The organism is Haloarcula sp. S1AR25-4, assembly GCF_031624555.1.
GTDB lineage: Archaea > Halobacteriota > Halobacteria > Halobacteriales > Haloarculaceae > Haloarcula > Haloarcula pellucida.
Map to the genome: position 1 here is coordinate 374,478 of NZ_JAMQOR010000003.1, position 21,102 is coordinate 395,579.

At 67.4% G+C, this 21,102-nt stretch carries 24 protein-coding genes and 1 tRNA gene; 8 read left to right on the forward strand and 17 right to left on the reverse strand.

The window, feature by feature from the left end; translation table 11 throughout:
* Positions 1–16 precede the first annotated feature (16 nt).
* Positions 17–1,399, forward strand: a complete 1,383-nt coding sequence (locus NDI85_RS15205; RefSeq protein ID WP_310916264.1) for a protein kinase domain-containing protein — start codon at positions 17–19, stop codon at positions 1,397–1,399.
* A 21-nt stretch (positions 1,400–1,420) separates the two neighbouring features.
* Here NDI85_RS15205 and NDI85_RS15210 read toward each other — a convergent pair whose 3' ends face one another.
* From NDI85_RS15210 to eif1A, 8 genes are all read right to left on the reverse strand, one after another.
* On the reverse strand, positions 1,421–1,711 hold the full coding sequence (locus NDI85_RS15210) for a hypothetical protein (protein WP_189000223.1): 291 nt from the start codon (positions 1,709–1,711) through the stop codon (positions 1,421–1,423).
* Positions 1,712–1,757: 46 nt separating this feature from the next.
* Positions 1,758–2,708 carry an AEC family transporter gene (locus NDI85_RS15215; protein ID WP_310916265.1) on the reverse strand — a complete coding sequence of 317 codons (951 nt, stop codon included), beginning with the start codon at positions 2,706–2,708 and terminating at the stop codon, positions 1,758–1,760.
* A gap of 66 nt (positions 2,709–2,774) precedes the next feature.
* On the reverse strand, positions 2,775–2,927 hold the full coding sequence (locus NDI85_RS15220) for a hypothetical protein (RefSeq protein ID WP_189000218.1): 153 nt from the start codon (positions 2,925–2,927) through the stop codon (positions 2,775–2,777).
* A 554-nt stretch (positions 2,928–3,481) separates the two neighbouring features.
* Positions 3,482–5,164 carry a thermosome subunit alpha gene (gene thsA / locus NDI85_RS15225; protein WP_189000441.1) on the reverse strand — a complete coding sequence of 561 codons (1,683 nt, stop codon included), beginning with the start codon at positions 5,162–5,164 and terminating at the stop codon, positions 3,482–3,484.
* A gap of 353 nt (positions 5,165–5,517) precedes the next feature.
* Positions 5,518–6,513: an ATP-binding protein gene (locus tag NDI85_RS15230; protein ID WP_310916429.1), complete on the reverse strand. Its 996-nt coding sequence runs from the start codon at positions 6,511–6,513 to the stop codon at positions 5,518–5,520.
* A gap of 138 nt (positions 6,514–6,651) precedes the next feature.
* Positions 6,652–7,200, reverse strand: a complete 549-nt coding sequence (locus tag NDI85_RS15235) for a pre-rRNA-processing protein PNO1 (RefSeq protein WP_166967649.1) — start codon at positions 7,198–7,200, stop codon at positions 6,652–6,654.
* 249 nt (positions 7,201–7,449) lie between these two features.
* On the reverse strand, positions 7,450–8,388 hold the full coding sequence (rio1, locus tag NDI85_RS15240) for a serine/threonine-protein kinase Rio1 (protein ID WP_310916266.1): 939 nt from the start codon (positions 8,386–8,388) through the stop codon (positions 7,450–7,452).
* A 42-nt stretch (positions 8,389–8,430) separates the two neighbouring features.
* Positions 8,431–8,718 carry a translation initiation factor eIF-1A gene (gene eif1A, locus NDI85_RS15245; RefSeq protein WP_166967653.1) on the reverse strand — a complete coding sequence of 96 codons (288 nt, stop codon included), beginning with the start codon at positions 8,716–8,718 and terminating at the stop codon, positions 8,431–8,433.
* A 106-nt stretch (positions 8,719–8,824) separates the two neighbouring features.
* On the opposite strand from eif1A, the gene NDI85_RS15250 reads away from it, so the two are divergent.
* Both NDI85_RS15250 and NDI85_RS15255 read left to right on the forward strand, forming a co-directional pair.
* A complete protein-coding gene (locus NDI85_RS15250; protein ID WP_189000212.1) occupies positions 8,825–9,238 on the forward strand; it encodes an SCP2 sterol-binding domain-containing protein in 414 nt (137 codons plus the stop codon).
* A gap of 38 nt (positions 9,239–9,276) precedes the next feature.
* On the forward strand, positions 9,277–9,474 hold the full coding sequence (locus NDI85_RS15255) for a hypothetical protein (RefSeq protein ID WP_166967657.1): 198 nt from the start codon (positions 9,277–9,279) through the stop codon (positions 9,472–9,474).
* 113 nt (positions 9,475–9,587) lie between these two features.
* Here NDI85_RS15255 and NDI85_RS15260 read toward each other — a convergent pair whose 3' ends face one another.
* Both NDI85_RS15260 and NDI85_RS15265 read right to left on the reverse strand, forming a co-directional pair.
* Positions 9,588–11,561, reverse strand: coding sequence for a DUF460 domain-containing protein (locus tag NDI85_RS15260; protein ID WP_310916267.1), 1,974 nt, complete (start codon positions 11,559–11,561; stop codon positions 9,588–9,590).
* Positions 11,562–11,627: 66 nt separating this feature from the next.
* A complete protein-coding gene (locus NDI85_RS15265) occupies positions 11,628–12,332 on the reverse strand; it encodes an enoyl-CoA hydratase/isomerase family protein (RefSeq protein ID WP_310916268.1) in 705 nt (234 codons plus the stop codon).
* Between the two features lie 60 nt (positions 12,333–12,392).
* Here NDI85_RS15265 and NDI85_RS15270 point away from each other — a divergent pair, with 60 nt between their 5' ends.
* Together NDI85_RS15270 and NDI85_RS15275 are read left to right on the forward strand one after the other, a co-directional pair.
* Positions 12,393–13,049: a hypothetical protein gene (locus NDI85_RS15270; RefSeq protein ID WP_189000204.1), complete on the forward strand. Its 657-nt coding sequence runs from the start codon at positions 12,393–12,395 to the stop codon at positions 13,047–13,049.
* 65 nt (positions 13,050–13,114) lie between these two features.
* Positions 13,115–13,186: transfer RNA gene (locus tag NDI85_RS15275), tRNA-Thr, on the forward strand.
* Positions 13,187–13,252: 66 nt separating this feature from the next.
* On the opposite strand, the gene NDI85_RS15280 is transcribed toward NDI85_RS15275, so the two are convergent.
* The 3 genes from NDI85_RS15280 to NDI85_RS15290 all read right to left on the reverse strand — a co-directional run bounded on the left by NDI85_RS15280 (position 13,253) and on the right by NDI85_RS15290 (position 15,497).
* Positions 13,253–13,696 carry an acyl-CoA thioesterase gene (locus NDI85_RS15280; RefSeq protein WP_166967666.1) on the reverse strand — a complete coding sequence of 148 codons (444 nt, stop codon included), beginning with the start codon at positions 13,694–13,696 and terminating at the stop codon, positions 13,253–13,255.
* 42 nt (positions 13,697–13,738) lie between these two features.
* Positions 13,739–14,407, reverse strand: a complete 669-nt coding sequence (locus tag NDI85_RS15285; protein ID WP_166967668.1) for an AIM24 family protein — start codon at positions 14,405–14,407, stop codon at positions 13,739–13,741.
* 115 nt (positions 14,408–14,522) lie between these two features.
* Positions 14,523–15,497, reverse strand: coding sequence for a DUF5784 family protein (locus tag NDI85_RS15290; RefSeq protein ID WP_310916269.1), 975 nt, complete (start codon positions 15,495–15,497; stop codon positions 14,523–14,525).
* A 158-nt stretch (positions 15,498–15,655) separates the two neighbouring features.
* On the opposite strand from NDI85_RS15290, the gene NDI85_RS15295 reads away from it, so the two are divergent.
* Complete coding sequence (locus NDI85_RS15295; RefSeq protein WP_220617700.1) at positions 15,656–15,829, forward strand: DUF5786 family protein; 174 nt, start codon at positions 15,656–15,658, stop codon at positions 15,827–15,829.
* Here NDI85_RS15295 and NDI85_RS15300 read toward each other — a convergent pair.
* From NDI85_RS15300 to NDI85_RS15310, 3 genes are all read right to left on the reverse strand, one after another.
* Complete coding sequence (locus NDI85_RS15300; RefSeq protein ID WP_189000146.1) at positions 15,816–16,550, reverse strand: hypothetical protein; 735 nt, start codon at positions 16,548–16,550, stop codon at positions 15,816–15,818. The genes NDI85_RS15295 and NDI85_RS15300 overlap by 14 nt on opposite strands.
* On the reverse strand, positions 16,540–17,583 hold the full coding sequence (locus NDI85_RS15305) for an NAD(P)H-binding protein (RefSeq protein WP_189000143.1): 1,044 nt from the start codon (positions 17,581–17,583) through the stop codon (positions 16,540–16,542). Before NDI85_RS15305 ends, NDI85_RS15300 begins: the two co-directional genes overlap by 11 nt.
* Positions 17,584–17,668: 85 nt before the next feature.
* Complete coding sequence (locus tag NDI85_RS15310; protein WP_310916270.1) at positions 17,669–18,529, reverse strand: YkgJ family cysteine cluster protein; 861 nt, start codon at positions 18,527–18,529, stop codon at positions 17,669–17,671.
* A gap of 66 nt (positions 18,530–18,595) precedes the next feature.
* Here NDI85_RS15310 and NDI85_RS15315 point away from each other — a divergent pair, with 66 nt between their 5' ends.
* A complete protein-coding gene (locus NDI85_RS15315; protein WP_189000138.1) occupies positions 18,596–18,811 on the forward strand; it encodes a hypothetical protein in 216 nt (71 codons plus the stop codon).
* Positions 18,812–18,924: 113 nt separating this feature from the next.
* Here NDI85_RS15315 and NDI85_RS15320 read toward each other — a convergent pair whose 3' ends face one another.
* On the reverse strand, positions 18,925–19,119 hold the full coding sequence (locus NDI85_RS15320) for a cold-shock protein (RefSeq protein WP_166967680.1): 195 nt from the start codon (positions 19,117–19,119) through the stop codon (positions 18,925–18,927).
* A gap of 168 nt (positions 19,120–19,287) precedes the next feature.
* On the opposite strand from NDI85_RS15320, the gene NDI85_RS15325 reads away from it, so the two are divergent.
* Positions 19,288–21,015, forward strand: coding sequence for an ATP-dependent DNA helicase (locus NDI85_RS15325; RefSeq protein ID WP_189000135.1), 1,728 nt, complete (start codon positions 19,288–19,290; stop codon positions 21,013–21,015).
* The last annotated feature ends 87 nt before the right edge of the window (positions 21,016–21,102 follow it).

Here is a 21,102-nt window from a genome sequence, read left to right on the forward strand (position 1 = left end):
CCGTAATCATCGACGCATGAGTAGCGGCGCACAGTCGGGGGACCGGGACGGTGAGCGACTGCTCGCGGTGTTCGGGCGGCCCCTGCTCGCGGCGCTCGACGGCGACGCCCCGCGTGAGGCCGCCCGCGCACTCTGTCTGCTCGCCGACGCCGACGAGTCGCTCTCGCGCCCGCTCGCGACGCGACTCCTCGACCACCTCTCGGCGGCCGACGACCGCCGCCCGTTCGTTCGGACGCTGGCGACTCTCGCCACGGACCACCGGGAGTCGGTCCGGACGGCGCTGGCCGACTGCGACGCGCCCCGCCGGGTCCGGACCGCTATCGACGAGGCCGACGGCTGGTCGTTCGCCGAACGGGCCGACGGCGGCAGCGTCACCGACGCGGTTCGGCAGGTCGTCGAGACGGACGACACGCGCGACCCCGGGCCGGGCGTGGCACAACGAGCGAGTACCGACGACGGGCCGGCCGCCGATGCGGACCGCGCGGCCGAACGGGCACACCGCGGCGACCCGGCGGCCGTCGACAGACGCGACCGACTGGCCCGTGCCGAGCAGTCCCGCGCCTTCCGGGCCATCAAACTGTTCGGCGAGTTCGACGACCTCGCCGTCGTCGAACCCGAGCAGGCGATTCGATACGGGTCTGTCCTGCGTACACGTGCGACCCTCGACGGCGAGGAACGCGGCGTCGCCCTGCGCCTGTTCGACCTGCCCGACGAGGCCGACGCCCGCACCGAGTTCGCCGCCGGCGTCGCCGAGTCGCTGGCTCGCTGGGCCGGCGTCGCCGACCACGACGGGTTGGTGACTGTCCACGACTGGGGCGACCATCCGCGGCCGTGGGTGGCGACGCCGTACCTCGACGGCTCGCTGGCCGACCGGGGCCGGCCCAGCACCGAACGCGCCCTCCGCGAGGTGGCTCACCTCGCGGGCGCGCTCGCGAACTGCCACCGAAACGGCCTCGTCCACGGCGGTATCGACCCCGAGACTGTCGTCTACCCCGTGTCGTCGCTGGAGGGGGTGCCGGCCCCACGGCTCGACAACGTCGGCCTGATGGACACCGTGCGCGCACACTTCGAACCGTCGGCGTACTTAGACCCCCGCTACGCCGCTCCGGAGTACTTCTCGCGGGAGTACGGGGGTATCGACGCCGCGACGGACGTGTACGCGCTGGGGACGGTGTGTTACCGCCTGCTGACCGGCCGCCCGCCGTTTTCCGGCGAGTACGATGCGGTTCGCCGCGGCGTCCTTCAGGAGCGACCGCCGGCCCCGACGTCGGTGGACCCGCGACTCCCGGCGGCCGTCGACGAAATCGTCACGAAGGCGACGGCCAAGGACAAACTCCGGCGCTACGAGACGGCCGCCGCAGTGCGGCGTGACTGTTGGCGACTCGTGCAGTCGCTGTAACCGCGACGAGCGAGGGGGCGGTCACGTCCGGGTGACCCGCCAGAAACGGCACAGCCCGGCGACCAGCGCAGCGACACCCACGGCGACCAACAGGAGCGCCGACTCGCTGCCGGCGAGGGGCGTACACCCGAGGACGTGCCCCCTGAGGCTCGTCTCACAGACGCTGCGAGCGGCAGCCAGACCCAGCACGATGGCGCCGGCCGCGACGAGCGAGAGCCCGGCCAGCAGGTCGGTCGTCAGCGTCCGCTGGCGCTCCATGGCCTCCCAGCGGTCCCGAACCGCTGCCCGTTCCCTGTCGGTGCCACGCTCCATACCGGATTTGTTTGGTACGAGTTGACATAACGATAACTGTCGTATCTCACACCACCTGCCCGGACTGCAACGCTGCGACCAGTAGCGTCACGGTCAGCACGCTCGCCACCGTCGTCACCAGCACCGTCGCGCTGGTGAACTCGCCGGGGGCGACACCGTCCGTCTCGCGGCTGAACGCGCCGACGAGGATGAGCGTCGTGACGCCGGTGGGCGTCGCGAGCAGGAGGACGACGACGCGGGCGACGGTGGGGTTCGCGAAGCCGGCCAGCAGGACGACACCGGTGGCGACGACGGGCGCGAGCAGGAGGCGAAGCCCGCTCGCCGTGCCGACCGGGCGGAGCGTGTCCGTCCCGTCGACAGTCGAGAGTTGGATGCCGAGGATGAGCAACATCACGGGGATGGAGGCGTTGCCGAGCAGTTCCAGCGTCGTCATCAGTGTCGAGGACTCGGGCGGAACGACGCCGAGCCATCGGGCCGCCAGCGCGACGACGACGGCGTACACCAGCGGCACGCCGAACACCCGGCGCATGTCCGACAGCGGGTTGCTGTCGCCCCCGCGGGCCGCGACGTAGATGCCGAGGGTGTACAGGAGGACGCCCTGTAACGCCGTCACCAGCACCGCCACGCTCCGCCCTGTCTCCCCGAACGCGAAGTCGGCGAGCGGGATGCCGTAGTTGCCCGTGTTCGGGAAGACGGTGACGAGGACGAACGCCCCCAACAGCGGCTCCGAGTGGCCCGAGAGGCGGCCGACGAGTTCGGCGACGAACAGCATCGCCGCGGTGAACCCGAAGACGGCAAGCACCACCTGTAGGATGGTCCCGCCGGCCAGTTCCGAGGTGGTCAGACTGTGGACCACGAGCGCCGGCGCGAGGACGTACACGGTGACGGTGGTGAGGCCGTCTGCCTCTATGCCCTCGTGGCGACCCAGCAGGAAGCCGATGGCCGCGACGCCGACGACGGGAAGGATGGCCGACGCGAAGATACTCAGCAGTGACACGCGCACACTCTCGTAGCGACGGCAAGAACCCTTTCGACTTCGCTCGCTACCGTCGGCCGCCGATGGTCAGCAGAGCTTGTACCGTGCGATCTCTCGCGACCCGCACTCACGGCAGGCGTCCAGTCGCTGGTCCATCGTCGACCCGCAGATGCGACACTCATAGAGGATGCAGGACTGTGCCCCGTGTAACACTCGCGTGACCCACTTCACCACAGACATCGTGTCTCGCTCCGTTCCCCGCCGACTGTTGACCCGACCATAGCGGAGGCAGCCAGCCCGGAGAAAAAACTGTATGTACCGGGTACACACTTTTGCGTGCCAGCTATCACAGCATCGCCCCTCGCCGATGGCGATCTCTATCCCAGCTGATTTCGTCGTATCGTCGATTACTCACCGGATACCTATCATATCGATACTGACAGTGCGTAGATGAGTCTGGCATGGTGCCCAGTCACACACCAGTGTCCGTGCTGTCGTTCCAACCGACCGGCAGTGTGACTCGGCCTCGGACGGCGCGTCGAGACGTCGTCGGTCGAGTCCGGGAGGGGACTGGGGCCTCGTCACTGGACGGGCCACCGGCTACGGACGCGAGGGACGGAGAGAAAATCGTTCGGAAGCGATACAGCGGCAGGCGGTCGGGGGATGGCTCGATGGGGCTCGCGGGCTACTGACCGTGTGCGCGCCCGAGGGGTCTGGAGCCCCGGACCCGCACTCGGCTCACGAGACGACGGCCCGTTCGCCCGTTCGAAGAGACTCGCGTACGCTCGCCTCTCTTACATCATGCCGCCCATGCCGCCGCCCATGCCGCCCATGCCGCCGCCCATACCGCCGGGCGCGCCGCCGGGGCCGCCGGGGCCGCCTTCCTCGTCGTCGTCGTCGCCCTGGCCACCCTTGAGGTCGCCAGCGGCGATGACGTCGTCGATGCGGAGGATCATGACGGCCGCCTCGGTGGCGGACTCGATGGCCTGGGTCTTGACGCGGAGCGGCTCGACGACGCCGTCTTCCTCCATGTCGACGACTTCGCCGGAGTAGGCGTCCAGCCCGAAGGTGACGTTGCCGCCGTCGTGCTTGCTGCGGAGGTCGACCAGCGAGTCGATGGGGTCGTGACCCGCGTTCTCGGCGAGGGTGCGCGGGATGACGTCGATGGCGTCGGCGAAGGCCTCGACGGCGAGCTGTTCGCGCCCGCCGACGGAGTCGGCGTAGTCACGCAGGCCCAGCGCGAGCTGGGTCTCGGGGGCACCGCCGCCGGGGAGGACCTTGCCGTCCTCCAGCGTGGCGGCGACGACGCCGAGCGAGTCCTCGATGGCGCGCTCGACTTCGTCGACGACGTGTTCGGTGCCGCCGCGGAGGATCATCGTCACGGCCTTTGCGTCTTCGACGTCCTCGACGAAGATGCGCTCGTCGCCGGCGATGTCCTTCTGGGCGACGGAGCCGGCAAAGCCGAGGTCGTCGCTGGTGACGTCGTCGATGTTCGAGACGATGCGGGCGCCCGTCGAGCGCGAGAGGGCCTCGATGTCGGACTTCTTCGCGCGGCGGACCGCGAGGATGCCCTCCTGTGCGAGGTAGTGCTGGGCCATGTCGTCGATGCCCTTCTGGCAGAAGACGACGTCCGTGCCGGCCTCGACGAGCTTGTCGACCATCTCCTTGAGCTGGGCCTCTTCCTGATCGAGGAACTGCTGGAGCTGGTCGGGGTCGGTGACGTTGACCTCGGTGTCCAGTTCCGTCTCGGGGACCTCGATGGCCGTATCCAGCAGCGCGACGTCGGCGTCCTCGACGGCGAACGGCATGTTGTCGTGGACGCGCTCCTTGTCGACGATGACGCCCTCGACGAGTTCGGACTCGTCCGTGGCGCCGCCGACGACGGTCTCGAGCTGGATGTTGTCGGTGTCGACCGTGCCGTCGTCCTCGGCGACGGACTGGACGGCGCGGACGACGAGGTCGGCGAGGACGTCCTTCGAGGATTCGGCGCCCTTGCCGGTCATGGCCGTGCCGGCGACCTTCTCTAGGGTCTCGGTGTCGTCGGCGTCGACCTCGATGGCGTTCTCTTCGAGAATCTCCTTGGCCTTCTCGGCGGCCTGACGGTACCCCTGCGCCAGGATGGTGGCGTGGATGTCCTGATCGAGGAGTTCCTCGGCCTTCGACAGCAGTTCACCGGCGATGACGACGGCCGTCGTCGTGCCGTCCCCGACCTCGTCCTCCTGGGTCTGGGCGACTTCGACGATCATGTTGGCCGCCGGGTGCTCGATGTCCATCTCGTCGAGGATGGTCACGCCGTCGTTCGTGACGACGACCGACCCGGAGTTGTCGACGAGCATCTTGTCCATGCCCTTCGGGCCGAGTGTCGTCCGAACGGCCTCTGCCACGGCCGTGCCGGCCGTGATGTTCATCGACTGGGCGTCCTTCCCTGAGGTGCGCTGGGACTCCTCGGAAAGTACGATCATGGGCTGGTTGCCCATCTGCTGTTGAGCCATAGTCAGACGATGATTGAATGTGCTTCTATATAATGCTTTTGCTGGCGGACGATGTATCACCGTACTGTCTATCGCTCTCGGCGGTGTGGCACTGTCTGTCGTGGTGTGTTTAAATAGTCTCTCTCGGACGTCTGGGCGGGTAAGCGTGAACTGTCGAGAGGATTCCTCACGCGTTCGTCCGAACGAACGCACGGAGGGCACGTGGGCGTCCTCGACAGCATCACCGACCTGTTCGCATCGGAGTCGGTCGGTACGTCCCGCTGTGACACGGCGTTCGAAGTCGAGGCGGTGACGTTCATCACCCGCGTCTGATCAGGCTGACGTGGCGTCGGCGCTTCTCAGTGCCCCATCCCGAACCGCCGGTGGCGCAGTTCCGGCGTCACCTGTATCCGGTCGACGTCCTGTCCGGTGCGGTACCAGACGAACGCCGCCCGCGTGAACAACTCGCGGCACTCGATGCGCACCTCTCGGGGGACCCCCTCGGTTCGCTCGTGGATGTCCGCTATCGCGGCCCGAGTGAACAGGTCCGGGGTCTCGCCGTCGTACGGTTCTCCGCGGAAGTACGCCAGCGAGCGAGCGACGTACTCCGCGACGTCGTCCGGGGAGAACGGTTCGATGCCCTCGTAGTAGCGCAGTCGGGAGTCGAGCGTCCCGCGAATCTCTGCGACCCGGCGTTTCCCCTCGGGGGTCCCGGTCAGGAACAGACGGACGCCGGCGTCGCCGGCCACCTGCAACGGCGAGAGCAGGTCAGCCTCCAGCACCTCTATCTCGTCGACGACCAGCAGGAGCGTCTTCCCGTGTTCGCGCACCCGCTCGACGATTTCACGGACCGCCGTCTTCGCCTCGGCCGTCGCCCACGGGATGCCGTTGCGCACCTGCGAGTAGTGTCCGAAGTCGACGGAGAAGCCGGCGGCGTAGGCCGCTTCGAGCACCGTCTGGTACAGCGCCCGCGCCGTCGTCTCTCGGGGATTGTCCAGATGCGTCACGACGAAGTCGTCGTGCTTCGAGAGGTCCCGCAGGACGATTTCGCGGAACGCCGACTTCCCGGTCCCGTAGGGGCTCACGAGGCCGATGTGCTGGTCTTGTAACAGCCACGAGGTGACCTGATTCAGCATCGCCGTGTCGTGGCGGACGTACAGCGGTTCGGGCATGTGATCGAGGCCGGCCTCCTCGGTAAAGGGGAGGTCCGTCACGTCCTCGGGGTCGCCGCCGAGCGCCTCCCCGAAGGCCAGCAGACGCTGTTCGACCTCGCGCAACTGGTCCAGCAGGACGCCCTCCGAGACCGTCTCCGAGCGCTCTTCGTCCTCGGCCCGAAGCCGTTCCAGCCGGTCCATCACGTCGCCGACGCTCTGGCCGGTGTCGGTCCCGCCGGCGCCGTCGCTGTCGTCTGACACGGTCGTTCTCCGCTATCGTTGACGGCCCGCGGCGTTATATGTTACGCCCGAACGGGAGGAAAAAGCCGCGTCGCCCGCTCACCCGGTGAACTGGTGGTACTCCAGTCCCTTGTGTTTCATCTCGTTGTGTTTGCGTTCGAGGAACGAGTAGACGGAGCCGTGGGGTGCGCCGTCGAGCAGCATCTCGGCGGCCTCGCGGACCGCGTCGACCTGTTCGGGGCCGCCGATGATACCCAGCGTCGACCCGTAGATGACGACGGCGGCGCCGGTCAGTTCCTGCATGAGTTCCCGGGTCCGCCCGCCCTCGCCGATGAGTCGGCCCTTCTGGCGACGGAGGTCGTTCTTGTTGCGGGCGGCGGCCTCGATGTCGATCATCTCGAACATCATCATGTCGTCTTCGAGCAGCGCCAGCGCGTCCTCGGGCGCGAACCCGCGGCCGATGGCCTTCACGATGTCCGGCCCCTTCAGCGCGGTCACGGGGTCGCCGACGGACTCGACCTTGACGGTCCCGTCCTCGGAGTCGATGTCCAGACGGACTTCCGCCCGCTCTTCGATTTCGCGCATGGTCTCACCACCTTCGCCGATCAGCACGCCGATTCGGTCCTGCGGAATCTTCACGTGTTTCATAATATGCTTCGGAGTACGGGGTTCTGCCTGTTTAAGACTTCGGCGTCTAGTCTCGGCGGTGTCTCCGGACGAACAGCCGACTGCAAACCACCAGAAAGCCCCCGGACGCTCGTACCGCCGCGAGTCGCTGTGCGCGCTCGCTTCGCTCGCGTGCTTGCTTCCTCGGGGCGGCGACGAGCGTCCGGCCCCTTTCAGTCCCACCCGTATCTCGTCTCCGGGCCGTCATGCGGTCGCTGGAGAACGTCTCGGTTAGTCCTCGCGTCGGTCCTCGGGCGTCCCCTGCGGGACGGCGTCGTCGTCGCTGCCGGGTGCGGTGTCGTCGTCGTCTTTCGGCGTCGCGTACTCCTTGACGTAGGCGAGCAGCTCGTCGGGCGTGGTGTCGACGCCCTGCCGGGCGAAGAAGTTCGCGACGTTCCGGCAGTCCCGTTCGAGGAACTCGTCGGCGTTGGGGTGGTGGATGGTGACCGCCTGCCCCAAATCGATGATGTACAGTTGCCCCTCGTGGAAGACGACGTTGTACTCCGAGAGGTCCCCGTGGACGAGGCCGGCGTCGTAGAGACGGCGGACGTACTCCTTGACGACCTCGTAGGCCGTCTCGGGGTTCTCGATGTGGACTTCGTTCAGCCGTTTGGCCCGGCCCTCCTCGGTGCCCAGATACTCCATCACGAGGACGTTGCGCTCGACGGCGATGGGTTCGGGCGTGCGAACGCCCGCGCGGCGGGCGCGCTTGAGGTTCGAGGACTCCTTGCGGACCCACGCGGTGACGACTTTCTTCTTGTCCGAGCCGATGCCCTCGAACCGGGGGTCGCCGTCCAGATACCCCCGCATGTCCTTGAAATCGGAGGCGTTGATGCGGTACACCTTCACCGCTACCTCCTCGTCGCCCGAGAGCGCGGTGTAGACGTTTGCTTCTTTCCCCGTCGAGATGGGGCCGCCGAAGGCGTCGATGTGGCCGTCCTGCACCAGTTTGTACAGCGCGCCGTAGGTGGCGTCGTCGAAGACGCTGGCCTCGACCTTGAACTGGTCGGCGTCCTTGATGCGTTTCCGGAACTCGCTGAACTCGCGGTCCCGCTTTCTGGCGATGCGGTCGGCCTCGGTGTCGGAGACGTCGATCTCCTCCCACTCGTCGCCGACGCCCTCGGCCTCGTCGGTTTCGAGCAGCCCGAACTCCGCCTCGCTGTCGCTCACGTCTGGGCCTCCGTCGAGGCTGTGGCGCGGTGCATTACGGCGCTACTCCTTGATGTGGCCCTCCTCGCGGAGCTGGTCAGCGTCTTGCTTCTCGTAGCGCCACGTGATGTCTGCTTTCTCGTCTTGCCAGTCCCACGGTTCGACGAGGACGACGTCGTCCTCGCGGATCCAGATACGCTTTTGCATCTTGCCGGGAATCCGGGCTGTGCGTTCGACGCCGTCCATACAGCGTACTTTCACGCGATTCGCGCCGAGCATGTTCGTGACGACGGCGAACACCTCGTCGTCGTCCGGCATCCGCAGGTCTTTCCGGCCCTCGTTGTCGCTCATAGCTGAGTGTTCGGCCCCGGGAGGGTTAAGTTTTGTACGATTGCCCGTCGCCAAGCGAGACGCCCGAGTGGTAAGGCACAAGGTCTGGCCACCGTAAGCGCCGCGCATGACTCTCAGGCTGCCCGCCGAGGCCGACGACTGGGCGCAGGCGTGGCGCGACCGGATCAACGACCGCGACGCCTTCGCCGAGGCCGCTGCCGACTTCGACGCGACGTTCTGCTTCGAGATTCAGGCCGACGACGTCTACGACGGTGACCCGATACGGTTCCTGGTCACTATCGGCGACGGCGTCTGTACGGACGCTCACCTCGTCGACGGCGACGCCGACTACGAGTTCGCGCTCCGCGGGCCCTACGAGGCCTGGGTGGCGATGTTACAGGGTGACCTCGACGTCTCCGAGTCCGTGATGAACGGCACCTTCGACGTGACCGGCAATACGATGACGCTCCTGCGCCGACAGGACGCCGTCGCGGAGATGGTCGGCGCAGCACAGGGCGTCGACACCGAGTTCGAGTACTGACCGACGGGCTTTTGTCCGCCCGCCGGGCGAACTCGGGTATGCTCGACAAACTCGGTGCCGCCGGTATCGCGGGCGTCGTCGTCCTGTTCGGTGGTATCGGCCTCGTCGCATGGAAGCAACCGATCGTAGCGGCCGGTATCGCACTCGTCGTCGGCGGCCTCGGCCTCGTCGTCTACGGCCTCGTCACGAGTCTGCTGGCCTCCTTCGGGATGGGGATGGGCGGCGGGATGCCCTAAGCGGCCCGCAAACCGAACGCGAAGCACGCCCCGCCGTCCGTCTCGACGGCCGGTCGTCGGATTCCTCGACGACGTCCGTCGGCACCATCCCGTCGCGTTCGCTCAGTCACTCCCTAGTCCTCCACCGGCCTGTCGGCCCGGTGTTCGCTGATTATCTGGTCGACCATCTCCGCCTTCTGTGCTTGCTCCCGGTCTTCCGCCCGGTCCTCCCAGTCGGCGATGGCGGCCTCGACCTCTGCCTCGCGAGCGATGGCGAGTTCGTCTATCTCCTGTACGGTGACCATCTCGACGGGCGCGACCGGGACGTCGTGGTCGAACAGCACCTCGTCGGCGGCGTCCGAGAGGTTGCCGTCGCGCAGGACGACGCGGGGGTCGGCCTCGGCGAGGCGCTTCGCCGTCGACCGCCCCGCGCCGGAGGCGTCCCGGAGCATGACGACGTCGCCGGCCACGAGGCCGAACTGCTCGTCGGCGGCCTCGATGGCGTCGCGGGTGAACTGCTCGACGACCTTGACGGGCACCAGTCCGTCCCGTTCGTCGGCGACGTCGGCGAAGTTCGAGTGGTCGAGTTTCCACAGCGACTTCAAGCGGTCGAGTTTCCCCGCCAGTTCCTCGCGTTTCGCCTGTTCGTCCTCGACTTTCCGTTCGAGGGCCTCGTTACGCCGTTCGAGTCTGGTGACCTCGCGGTCCTTGCGGACCTCCCGGCGGCCCTCCTGTCTGGCCTTCTCCAGTTGCTTGTCCTTCTCGCGTAACTGCTCGTCTTTCTGCTGGATCGTGTCTTTCAGGTCGTCGACGTGGGATTCGAGGCGGTCGATGCGGGCCTCCAGCCGTTTGATCTCCTTCTCCTCGTCGCTCAACTCGCGTGGCTGGTGGCTGGTCGACTCCGCTTCGCTCTCGTCGTCGCCCTCGATGTCGCGAAGCACCGACTCGACGGACTCGTCGCCGGCGACGACGCGGGCGACGACCGGTCCGACCTCGTGCTGTGGCGGGACCTTCCCCGCCACGCGGTCGAACTGGCTCTCGTGGTGGTCGAAGGCGTACAGCGCCGCCGCCATCGCGTCCCGTTCGTGGTCGTTGTCGTAGGCCTCCTCGCGGGTCCGGTGTTTCTTCTCGTCGACGGGCAGGTCGCGTTCGGGTTCCCACCCGGCGGCGTCGAACGACCGGCGGAACTTCTCGACTGTCTCGGGCATCGGCGTCACGTCGGCGGCGACGACGACCGGGCGCCCGCGCTCGATTATCCACTCGACCACGTCCGCCCGGTCGTTGGTGCGAGAGGAGTAGACGTCCAGCACCTCGCCGTCTAACCCGACGATGGCGACGGCCGTCGTCGTCCCGGGGTCGACGCCGACGACGACGTGGTCCCGGCGCTTCGCCAGCGGCCGGAACTCGATGCCGTCCCGGCGGACCCGCTCTATCTCGACGCGCGTGTCGCCCGAGCGGTGTGTCGAGACGGGGATGTCCTGTGGCCGGGCCTGGACGCGGAAGACGGCGCTCGAAAAGCCGCCGTACTTCTCGGTGACGTCGCGTTCGTACGCCAGTCCTGCGCCGTCGAGTTCGGACTCGACCTCGCGGGCCTGCTTCTTGACGGCGCCGTGGATGCGGCGGGTGTACCGGTCCTCGGACCAGCCACCCTTTCCGGTCGAGCGGCCGCGCGAGACTTTCACTTCGGTCGTGTCGGTAAAGGCCGACACCTCCTGTCCGACGTTCGCGGCGGCGAGTCGGGCCGCGGCCTCCGCTTCCTTCATGGGCTTCTTTCCGTAGGGCACGCCGTGGCGCTTGGCGACCCGCGAGAGCGGTTCCGGGCGCTCGTCGCCGGTCACCTGTACGAGTTTCGTCTCGTCGGGGAGCGAGCCCAGCAAGTGGACCAACTGGTCCTTGTCGGCCGCCAGTTCGTACATGTTGTCCGTCGCGAGGATGTCCGGCTCCTCGTCGTCGACGAGGCGCCGGAGCTTCCGCCGCGACACCACGTCCCGCTCTATCTCTTCGCCGTCGAACACCACCAACGCGTAGGAGGGGGCGTCACCGCGCACGTCGCCGCTCTGGATGTCTACCCCGAAGACGACGGCGTCGAGCGCTGCCGTGCGGTTCACGCACCCCGCTAGGTGATGCGTGACTATAAATCTCGTTCCGGCGGGCGGGTCCCGACCGCCGACGCGCTACTCGCCGTCGTGGGCAGCGGCGCTTCCGAAGTCGGCGGTCTCGACCAGTCGCGCGAACGCCGCCTGCTCGCGGTCCTCTAACGTCCGCTGGTCCGCCGCGTCGCGCATTCGCGCCTTCAGTTCTCTCAGTGCCCCGCGGTCGACGGCGGCCACCTCGTCGGCGACCGCTCGTGGGTCGGAGACGACGCGCGAGACCAGTCCCATCCGCAGAGCCGTCTCGGCGTCGACGGTGCGACCCGACAGCGCGAGGTCCAGCGCCTCGCCCTCGCCGACGATTCTGGGGAGCCGTCCCGTGCCGCCCCACGCGCCGAACAGACCGAGTTTGACGCCCGTCTCCGCGAACGTCGCATCCGGCGTCGCCACCCGGAGGTCACAGGCCAGCGCCAGTTCGACGCCGCCGCCGCGGGCCGCCCCGTCGACGCCGGCCACGACCGCGCCGTCGTACTGCTCGATGGTGGTCGCGACACGCTGTCCCAGCGCCGCGAACTCGCCGGCACCCTCGGCGTCCAGCGTCTCGACTACGTCTAAGTCCGCCCCGGCACAGAACGCCTCGCCAGCGCCCTGGAGGTAGACGACCGGTTCTGTCGCTTCGGCGACTGCCGTCTCCAACTCGCCGAGCGCCTCGCGGTCGAGGGCGTTGCGTCGGTCTGGTCGGTCGAGTGTCAGCACCCGAACGTCACCCTCGGCCGTCGTTCGGACCATGCGCTGTCTGACTCCGCTGTTTCCAAAGGTCTTTGCCCTTGCCGCCGCTAGGTCACACCAATGGAGGAAGTGGCGGCGGTCCGCCAAGCCGCGCTGGCGGCGGTCGACGACGTCGAGCCCGAACGTCTCCGCGAACGCATCACGGCACGCCTCGACGACGCCTCGCTCTCGCCCGGCGTGCTGACGCTGGTCAGCGCCAGCGCCGCCAGAGAGCATCCCACCGACCCCGCCGACGGCGACGCCGACCGCGCCGCCGGCGTACAACTCATCTACGAGGGACTCCGGCTCACTCGCCAACTCGCCCACGAGGACCCGTGGGCGGGCGGCGACCGCGACGCCGCCGACCTCGACATCCTCATCGCCGACATCCTCGTCTCGCGGGGGTTCTACCTACTGGCTCGCACGGAGGCCGCCGACGCCGCCGTGCAGGTCGTCCGCTCGTTCGGCCACGACCAGACGGTCCAGCGGACCACCGGCGACGAGCGCCTCGACGGCACTCTCGAGGTCGACATCTGCGAACTCGCCGTCGTCGCCGGCGTCACCGCCGGCGGCGTCCACCCCACGCCGACGCTGCGGGAGTTCGCTACCGACCTCGGGAGCGACGGGCTACCCGAGAACGGCCGTCTCGTCGGCGACGAGATAGCGGACGCGCTGACGGCCCACACCCGGACCGACCACCCTCCGAGTGACGGCACCGAGGCCGCCGCCGACCACTGAGAACAATCGCCACGCCGGCACCGAATCGAAACGCCTAAAGACAATTGCCGGGTACATCGAAACGCGCCTGGGTAGCTTAGCGGTAAAGCGCGTCCTTGGTAAGGACGAGACCCCGGATTCAAATTCCGGCCTAGGCTTTCTGCGACGAACGGACGTGAGGAGCGAAAGCTGTACGCGGGATGTGACTCCCTGTCAATCGCCGCTCACTCCCGCTCGGGTTCCTCGGCGAGCGCTCGGTCCCGCAACTCCTTGCACTTCTCGCCGTGCACGGTCAGTTCGGGCACCGGGACCGGCGTCCCGTCCTCGACGGCGACGAAGGTGGCGTAGGCGCTCGTGGTCTCCTCGGTCTCGCCGGTTCGGGGGTTCTCGCGCGACACTTCGATGCGAACACGGACGCTCGTCCGGCCGGTGGCGTAGGCCCACGACTCGACGAGGGCGGTGTCGCCGATGGGGATGGGGCGCTCGAAGTCGACGCGGGACATCTGTGCGGTGACACAGGTCTCTTCAGCGGCCCGCATCGCGGACATCGCGCCGATTTCGTCCATCCACTTCATGACGATGCCTCCGTGGGCGCTCTCGTAGTTGTTGGCGTGGGTCGGCTGAACTCGCTCGCGATTGACGATGTGCGTGTCCGCGATGTGGGGCATGGCCCGAGGTACGACGGCCGGGACTAAAAGCGGCCCACCGACTTACTGCTGCGGGCCGACTTCTTCGAAGGGCTGGACGATGACGAACCCGTCGGGGTTCGAAAACTCCAGTTGGTACTGCTCGCCGGAGGACTGGCCGATCATGTCCGAGAGGCTCCGGTTGACGCTGCTAGAGGGGGAGTTGTCGGCGCTCCAGGCGACGGTCGCCGCCGGGTCGGTCTTGACCGGCGGGGTGAGCACCAGCGGGTCGCCGTGGGTCGTGATGGCGACGCTGCCAGGGCCTTCGAGAAAGACGTTCGTCAGGCCGCCGGTGGCGGACCCGGCGAGGCTGCCGATGGTGGAGATGCTGTAGTCGATGCTCGACTCGAAGGCGAGTACGTCGTTGCCGTTGACGGAGATGGACTCGTCCTCGTTTAGGTCCATTATCTGTATCTCTTTCCCCTGATCGGCGACGTAGAGGTGGCCGGTGCCTTCGACCTCCATCACGGGGGTACCTTCGCTGGTCGCCTTCGACTTGATGAAGCCAGTCAGGCCGCCCTCGGCGTTGGACTTCCCCGTGAAGGTGAGGTCCCCGTCGTGGGCGACCATCGCGCCGGCTTTCGTCAGTACGGTCCCGTCGACGGCGATGTCGAGGAGCTTGCTGCTCTCTAGCTGGAAGGTGTCGCCGCCCTCGTCCGGTCGGTTCGCGTTGATGAATGTATCGACGTCCATGGTATCTCGGCCGATTGCTCGGCCACGGCCACCGTTCGACGCGGGGGGTTGAAACCTTTCTCCCGTCGGGCGGCGTCATTTACCGGGACAGCGATGAAACAAACGGGAGCGCACGTCAGAACGGGAGCGGGAACGGTACCGACCCGCGGGAGTACCCCTCGACGCGGCCGTCGGGGCGGTAGCGAAACACCACGAGCGGTTCGTAGCCCACGCCGGGTTTCTCGGCGTGGACGCGGTGCCACTCGTCGTCGCGGAAGGAGGTGCAGTCGACGACCAGTACGGCCCCCGGATGAGCGGCCAGTTGGTCGCGGGTCTTCGCGTCGCCGGAGGCCTTCAGCGCGCCGATGGCGGTGTCGACCTGCCGGCGAGTCGGCGGACGGGGACGCGTCACCTCCACGAGAGTGTCCTCGACGCGGAAGTCGACGGAGTGGCCGGACCCGAGTTCCACCTCGGGTTCGATGTCGTTGCCCGAGTCGACGAGCAGTTTGGCGGTGTTGAACTCCCCCATCGTCGCCTGCATCCGCGAGAGGTCGAACCCCTCGCTGGTCCCGAGTTTGCTGGCCATGGTGTAGCGGTACTCGTCTAACACACCGGTCGCGAGGAACTCGTCGTAGAACCGAAGGCCCTCGGCCTGACTGGCGTCGGGGAACCCCCCGGCGTGGTCGCGGAAGAACTCGCGGGTGGACTCCCGGCCGTCCTTCGAGAGGAAGACGGGGAGAAAGAAGTGCGAGACGGTTTCGTACTCGGTGAGCCACGGGTCCTCGACCTCCAACTGGGCCAGCAGTTCGCGCTGGGCCCACTCGGAGATGGGGTCGGGGGACTCCTCGAACGTGCGCTTGTTCGTCCGCCAGAGGGTCTCCGGCGTCTGTGTGTTACCGAGCCAGTAGGCTTCGTTGCCGTTCCAGCAAAAGAGCGCGAGGTCGCCGTTGTCCATCTCCAGCCGGCGGGCCGTCCACCCTTCGGGTGGGGCGAACCACGGGCCGTTCAGTTCGGCGCCGAAGGTGCTCTGCAGGGGAGAGAGGAGGTCACGCCGGACGCGGTCCTCGCTCCAGCGCTCGGTCGAGTAGCGAAATCGAAGTGGGCCAGCCACACCCGTCAGTAGTCGGTCGGTGGTCTTGTGCGTTCCGCATCCGGGGCATCACACGGGACGAAATGGCTGAGAACGGCAGAGATAGGGTTCGAACGTCGAAAATCGCTCCGACCGTTACATTGATAGGTACTAACACGCAAGTTCGAGTGTGGTAACGCATGTCTATGGGAGCGTATGACGACGACGAACACGAACGCCGTGAACGCAAGAACAACGAAGTCGACCTGTCGGAGGACGACGACCGCACAGCGTATCACGGGACTGTCGACTACGACAGTGGGGAGTCCACCGAGGAGCTGCTGGACCAGTTCAAGCAGATCAACTCCGAGTAACGCCGGCCTTTCTCGACCGGACCTGTAGCAACGTCACCGACACGGCCGTGACCACTGTCACCGCCACGACGTGAGCTATCAGCGCCGCGAGCAGGACTGGCTGGTTCAGCACGAACGGCACCAGTACCAACTGGAGTACGCCGAATCCCCACGTCTCCAAGTCGGCCCGCTGGAAGACCCGTGCCGTCTCCGGGTCGAACCGGAAGCGCAACGACCGCCAGAGGCCGGTGACGCTGGCCCACCATCCCGTGCCGATGCGGTAGCTCACGTCCCAGAGGATGAGCAGCGTCAGGTACACCACCAGTACCGGCGGCTCCTCGCCGAACAGCGTCGTGACGAGCGGGACTTCTCTGGTCTGTGGGTCGAAGACGAACAGGTGGGTCAGCATCGCGATGTACGCGAGCACCGACAGCACCACCTCCATGTTCGAGGAGAACAGCAGCGCTCGATAGGTCGGTGGGACGTCGATGCGGCGGATGAGCGTGCTGATGCGCAGCATCTCGATGCTCCCGATGGTAGCGACGAAGACGACGGCCGTCGCTGCGATGGCGGCGTTCCAGACGTCGTAGTACCACGCCATCGCGACGACGGCCACCTCGAAGACGACAAGTTGGATGGCCAGTGCGGCCCACGTCGGGAGGTGGATACCGGGGAGCGCGCCGACGATGCTCTCGTACACCCACGTCTCGCCGTAGTCGGGATGCGGACTCTCACTGCTCATTCGACTCACCACCGTCGGGCTGCTGGTCTGTGGGCGCTCGGACGCGCTTCGCGTGCTCGCAGCCGTCGGGCCGGGGCTCTGAGGAGGTTCGCCTCGCTTCGCTCGACGCACCACCGTCGGCGACGGCGGGGATGCGGGCACTCTCTCGGGTGCCCTGCAGTGCCCGGTCGACGGCCTCGTCGAACGGCGTCAGCGTCACCGGAACTGACTGCTGGATGCTGTCGTCGCTCGCCACCACGGGGGTCTTCAGGCCGCGGATGAGCGGTCTGGCGACCGTCGAGGGTACGTCGGTCACGAGTCCGATGGAGAGTGCCGACAGCCGCGGACTCAGTATCGGGATCGGGACGATGCGTGGCTCTTCGTCGTGCATCACCTGTCCGGTCCGGCGGAGTATCTCCGCGTAGGTCATCACCTCTGGGCCACCGACCTCGTACGTCTCGCCGGCCGTCGACGGCGTTTCGAGGACGCCGACGAGGTACTCGACGACGTCCTCGATGGCGATAGGATGACAGTCCGTGCGAACCCAGCGCGGGGTCAGCATCACCGGGAGTCGCGCGTTCAGTTCCCGGATGAGGCGGAAACTGGCGCTCCCGGTACCGATGACGATGGCGGCCCGGAGCGCCGTCAGGTCGTACGCGCCGTCGGCGAGGAGGTACTCCACCTCGCGACGCGAGCGGAGGTGTTTCGAGCGCATCTCGTCATCCTCGCCGAGGCCGCCCAGATAGACGACGCGGTCCACCCCGGCGGCGTCGGCGGCGGCCCGGAAGTTCCTCGCGGCCCGACGGTCACGCTCGGCGTAGTCGGCCCCGGCCCGCATCGAGTGGACGAGGTAGTAAGCGACGTCGACGCCGTCCAGTGCGTCCTCGAAGCTGCCCGTCTCCAACAGGTCGCCCGTCGCCACGTCGACGCCGTCCGGTGGATCGTACGCCGACGGGTCCCTGACGAGCGCGCGGACGTCGTGGCCGGCGGCGCGGAGTGCGGGGACGAGGTGGCTCCCCACGAACCCCGTCGCGCCGGTCACCAGCACGTGCATGCTCCACTCACAGCGCGGCACGAGGTTAAAAGGCTCCCCTGTCGTGTGGCCAGTTCACCCGGCGGGCTCTCACCCGGCCGCCCGCTCACCACCCGGGCGTCGGCGGTGCGCCGTCGTCGTCTTCGACTCGGCGGGCGACGTCGGGATCGGGCGCACTCGCACCGAACCCACCGGCCCTTTCGGTCCACCGCTCGATGGCTCGGCCGGCCCACGAATCGGCGTTCGAGACCGCCTCGAGCGCCTGTTCGTATCGCTCGTCGTTGACGACGAGCGTCCCCGGACTGGACGCGGCGGCGACGGCGACGAACTCGGCCCGGTCTTCGGCGGTGAGGTCGTCGTCGCGGAATCGCCTGACAGTACCCGCGACGCGCTCTGGCTCGGGGTGGGCGAACACGCGCTCACCGACGGCACCCGGCCCGAACAGCGGCGTCACGTCCGGCGGGTCGTCGTCGAGCAAGCGGCGACCGCCGTGGACGGACTCGACGCGTTCACACTCCGTTTCGGTCTCTAAGAGCAGGTTCTCGCCGGGGTAGGTACTGCACGCGTGGGGGTAGTGGTCGCCGTCGTGGATGCGACACTGCAGCGTCGTCGGGTCCAGAAACACGCAGGCCCGGAGCCACGTCGACGGCCGGTCGAACGGCGCGACGGGTTTCGGTGGCTTGCGCAGGCCCACGAAGAAGACGGGTCGGTCGCCGATGGCGGCCACGTCGACGCCGTCGAGCGTGACGCTCCGGTCGTCGTCCTCGGCCCGCCACAGGCGCGGTCGGAGGGCGTCGCCGTACCCCGCGTCGACGAATCCGCGGACCTCTTCGCGGGAGAGGGGGACGAGGTTGTAGGTGTCGTCCAGCGGTTCGAACGGCCCGCGGCGCTCGTGGTCGATGTCGCGGCCGGTGAGCGGGCGCCAGTCGATGCAACACCCGGCGCAGCCTTCGCAGTCGACCTCCATACCGTGGTGTTCGATACCGCGGAGCAAAAAGAAAAGGTCCTTACCGCCGTCCTCGGTAGCGAACCTATGGCATCACAGCCCTGTGACGGCTGTGGCGACCGCGTCTCGATAGGTGGCGGTATCGCCAACATCTGGACACAGGAGAGCAGACCGACCGAGGGTATCGTCCTCGAACTCGGCGACGGCACCGAACACTTCCTCTGTTACGACTGTATCGACAGGCTTCCGGACGACGCCGAGGTGACTGCCGAGGACGTGGCGGCGCTCACAGAGGAGTCGTAAGTCGCCGTCGCTCGCTGTCGGTCGTTGTCGTCGGCGGCGCGACGCTGCCGCTCTGGATGGAGTGTTCGATAAAACGCGTCAGACGTGGTCGCTAACGCGACCGGAAATCTGCGTTAGTTGCGGACGACGTTCGTCGCGCGGGGGCCCTTGTCGGCCTGTTCGATGTCGAATTCGATCTCCTCGCCTTCTTCGAGGTCCGGGCCGCCAACGTCTTCCATGTGGAAGAAAACGTCCTCGTCCGCGTCCTCAGTCGAGATGAAACCGTAACCGCCTGTGTCGTTGAAGAAATCAACCTTACCGTTTGCCATTGCAAACAAACATACAGGGGGTATATGTATAAGACTTCCGAGGGTACCACTACCACGACCGTGTGGGTGTGAACACGCACCACTCCGTCGATGGGGCGGGACCCGCCGCCCGTCGCCGCCGGCGCCTGACAAGAAAGGTTTACCCCCACCGGTGCGTTGCCTTCTCGCGTGTACCCGGCGCGGATCCACGACGAGTTCCCCGCTCCGAGCTACCGCGGTAACCAGAAGCAGGCCCTCTCGGACATTCGCACGGCCTTCGAGAGCGGGAAGGACGTCGTCCTCGTACGCGCGCCGACGGGGAGCGGCAAGTCCCTGCTCGCCCGGGCCATCGCCGGGTGTGCCCGCACCGCGGGGGAGGCGAGCGCCGAACAGGTGGTCGACGCCTACTACACGACGCCGCAGGTGTCCCAACTCGACGACGTGGCCGAGGACGACCTGTTAGAGGACCTCTGTGTCATCCGCGGGAAGAACAACTACGACTGCATCCTCCCCGGGGAGACGGACACGCCGGTCAATCAGGCCCCCTGCGTGCGCGAACGCGAGTTCGACTGTCAGGTCAAGCACCGCTGTCCGTACTTCTCGGACCGCGCTATCGCCTCGAACCGCCGCATCGCCGCGATGACGCTCGCGTACTTCATGCAGACGGCCGGCAGCGACGTGTTCGGGAAACGGGACGTGGTCGTCGTCGACGAGGCCCACGGCCTGGGCGAGTGGGCGGAGATGTACGCCACCATCGACCTCTCGCCGGAGACCATCCCGATGTGGTCGGACCTAGACGTGCCGACCCTCGACGGACTGGACGAGGCCGTCGCCTTCGCCGAACGTCTCGAACACCTCACCGAGCGCCGCGTGAAGGAACTGCGGGGCAACGCCGAACTCACCCCCGACGAGGTGGCAGAACGCGACTCGCTGAACAAGCTCCGGAGCGACCTCTCGTGGTTCCAGGAGGACTACCGCGACCCCGAGAGCGCGACGACGTGGGTGGTCGATCAGGCCGACGGCGAGGGTGCGCCGGTCACCATCAAACCGATGAACCCCGAGCGGTACCTGAAACACACCGTCTGGGACCGGGGCAACAAGTTCGCCCTCCTCTCGGCGACGATTCTGAACAAGGACGCCTTCTGTGCCAACGTCGGGTTGGACCCCGACGACGTCGCCCTCGTCGAGGTGGGCCACACCTTCCCCGTCGAGAACCGCCCGCTGTACGACGTCACGCAGGGGAAGATGACCTACGACCACCGCGACGACACCCTGCCGAAGGTGGCCCGGAAAATCGTCCGCATCATGGCCCAGCACCCCGACGAGAAGGGCCTGATTCACTGCCACTCCTACGCGATACAGGAGCAGTTGGACGACCTGCTGACCGAGTTCGGCGTCGGCCCCCGAGTCCGAAGCCACGACAAGGCAGACCGGGACGGCGCGCTGTCGGCGTGGAAACGGAGCGACAACCCCGACGTGTTCCTCTCGGTGAAGATGGAGGAGGCGCTGGATCTGGAGGGCGAGTTGTGTCGCTGGCAGGTCCTCTGTAAGGCCCCCTACCCGAACACGCGGGACTCGCGGGTCGCCCGGCGACTGGAGGACGGCCAGTGGGGGTGGTACTACCGGACGGCACTCAGAACGGTGATTCAGGCCTGCGGGCGCGTCGTGCGGGCGCCCGACGACTACGGCGCGACCTACCTCGCCGACACGTCGCTCCTGGACCTGTTCGAACGCGCCCGTCACGACATGCCCGACTGGTTCGACGAACAGGTGGTGCGGATGTCCGAACCGGAGTTGCCCGACTTCGCGCCGGACCGGGCGCTTTCGGGCGTCAGTGCGAGCGCGAAACGCCGGCACGACCGCTCTCGCTCGCGGTCGGGCGGCGGCAGTCACCCCCTCTCGGACGTGTGGGACTAGAAGAACGCGAACGCGAGTCCGTAGACGACGGCCGACCCGACCATCAGGAAGGCCAGAAAGACCGCCATCACCTGTTGTCTGTCCATA

What these genes read in the sequence shown, in the direction of transcription:
- NDI85_RS15205 (WP_310916264.1), top strand. Translation starts at nt 17, where the DNA reads ATGAGTAGCGGCGCACAGTCGGGGGACCGGGACGGTGAGCGACTGCTC.
- NDI85_RS15210 (WP_189000223.1), bottom strand. Translation starts at nt 1,711, where the DNA reads ATGGAGCGTGGCACCGACAGGGAACGGGCAGCGGTTCGGGACCGCTGG.
- NDI85_RS15220 (WP_189000218.1), bottom strand. Translation starts at nt 2,927, where the DNA reads ATGTCTGTGGTGAAGTGGGTCACGCGAGTGTTACACGGGGCACAGTCC.
- thsA (WP_189000441.1), bottom strand. Translation starts at nt 5,164, where the DNA reads ATGGGCAACCAGCCCATGATCGTACTTTCCGAGGAGTCCCAGCGCACC.
- NDI85_RS15230 (WP_310916429.1), bottom strand. Translation starts at nt 6,513, where the DNA reads ATGGACCGGCTGGAACGGCTTCGGGCCGAGGACGAAGAGCGCTCGGAG.
- NDI85_RS15235 (WP_166967649.1), bottom strand. Translation starts at nt 7,200, where the DNA reads ATGAAACACGTGAAGATTCCGCAGGACCGAATCGGCGTGCTGATCGGC.
- eif1A (WP_166967653.1), bottom strand. Translation starts at nt 8,718, where the DNA reads ATGAGCGACAACGAGGGCCGGAAAGACCTGCGGATGCCGGACGACGAC.
- NDI85_RS15250 (WP_189000212.1), top strand. Translation starts at nt 8,825, where the DNA reads ATGACTCTCAGGCTGCCCGCCGAGGCCGACGACTGGGCGCAGGCGTGG.
- NDI85_RS15255 (WP_166967657.1), top strand. Translation starts at nt 9,277, where the DNA reads ATGCTCGACAAACTCGGTGCCGCCGGTATCGCGGGCGTCGTCGTCCTG.
- NDI85_RS15265 (WP_310916268.1), bottom strand. Translation starts at nt 12,332, where the DNA reads ATGGTCCGAACGACGGCCGAGGGTGACGTTCGGGTGCTGACACTCGAC.
- NDI85_RS15270 (WP_189000204.1), top strand. Translation starts at nt 12,393, where the DNA reads ATGGAGGAAGTGGCGGCGGTCCGCCAAGCCGCGCTGGCGGCGGTCGAC.
- NDI85_RS15280 (WP_166967666.1), bottom strand. Translation starts at nt 13,696, where the DNA reads ATGCCCCACATCGCGGACACGCACATCGTCAATCGCGAGCGAGTTCAG.
- NDI85_RS15285 (WP_166967668.1), bottom strand. Translation starts at nt 14,407, where the DNA reads ATGGACGTCGATACATTCATCAACGCGAACCGACCGGACGAGGGCGGC.
- NDI85_RS15295 (WP_220617700.1), top strand. Translation starts at nt 15,656, where the DNA reads ATGTCTATGGGAGCGTATGACGACGACGAACACGAACGCCGTGAACGC.
- NDI85_RS15300 (WP_189000146.1), bottom strand. Translation starts at nt 16,550, where the DNA reads ATGAGCAGTGAGAGTCCGCATCCCGACTACGGCGAGACGTGGGTGTAC.
- NDI85_RS15305 (WP_189000143.1), bottom strand. Translation starts at nt 17,583, where the DNA reads ATGCACGTGCTGGTGACCGGCGCGACGGGGTTCGTGGGGAGCCACCTC.
- NDI85_RS15310 (WP_310916270.1), bottom strand. Translation starts at nt 18,529, where the DNA reads ATGGAGGTCGACTGCGAAGGCTGCGCCGGGTGTTGCATCGACTGGCGC.
- NDI85_RS15315 (WP_189000138.1), top strand. Translation starts at nt 18,596, where the DNA reads ATGGCATCACAGCCCTGTGACGGCTGTGGCGACCGCGTCTCGATAGGT.
- NDI85_RS15320 (WP_166967680.1), bottom strand. Translation starts at nt 19,119, where the DNA reads ATGGCAAACGGTAAGGTTGATTTCTTCAACGACACAGGCGGTTACGGT.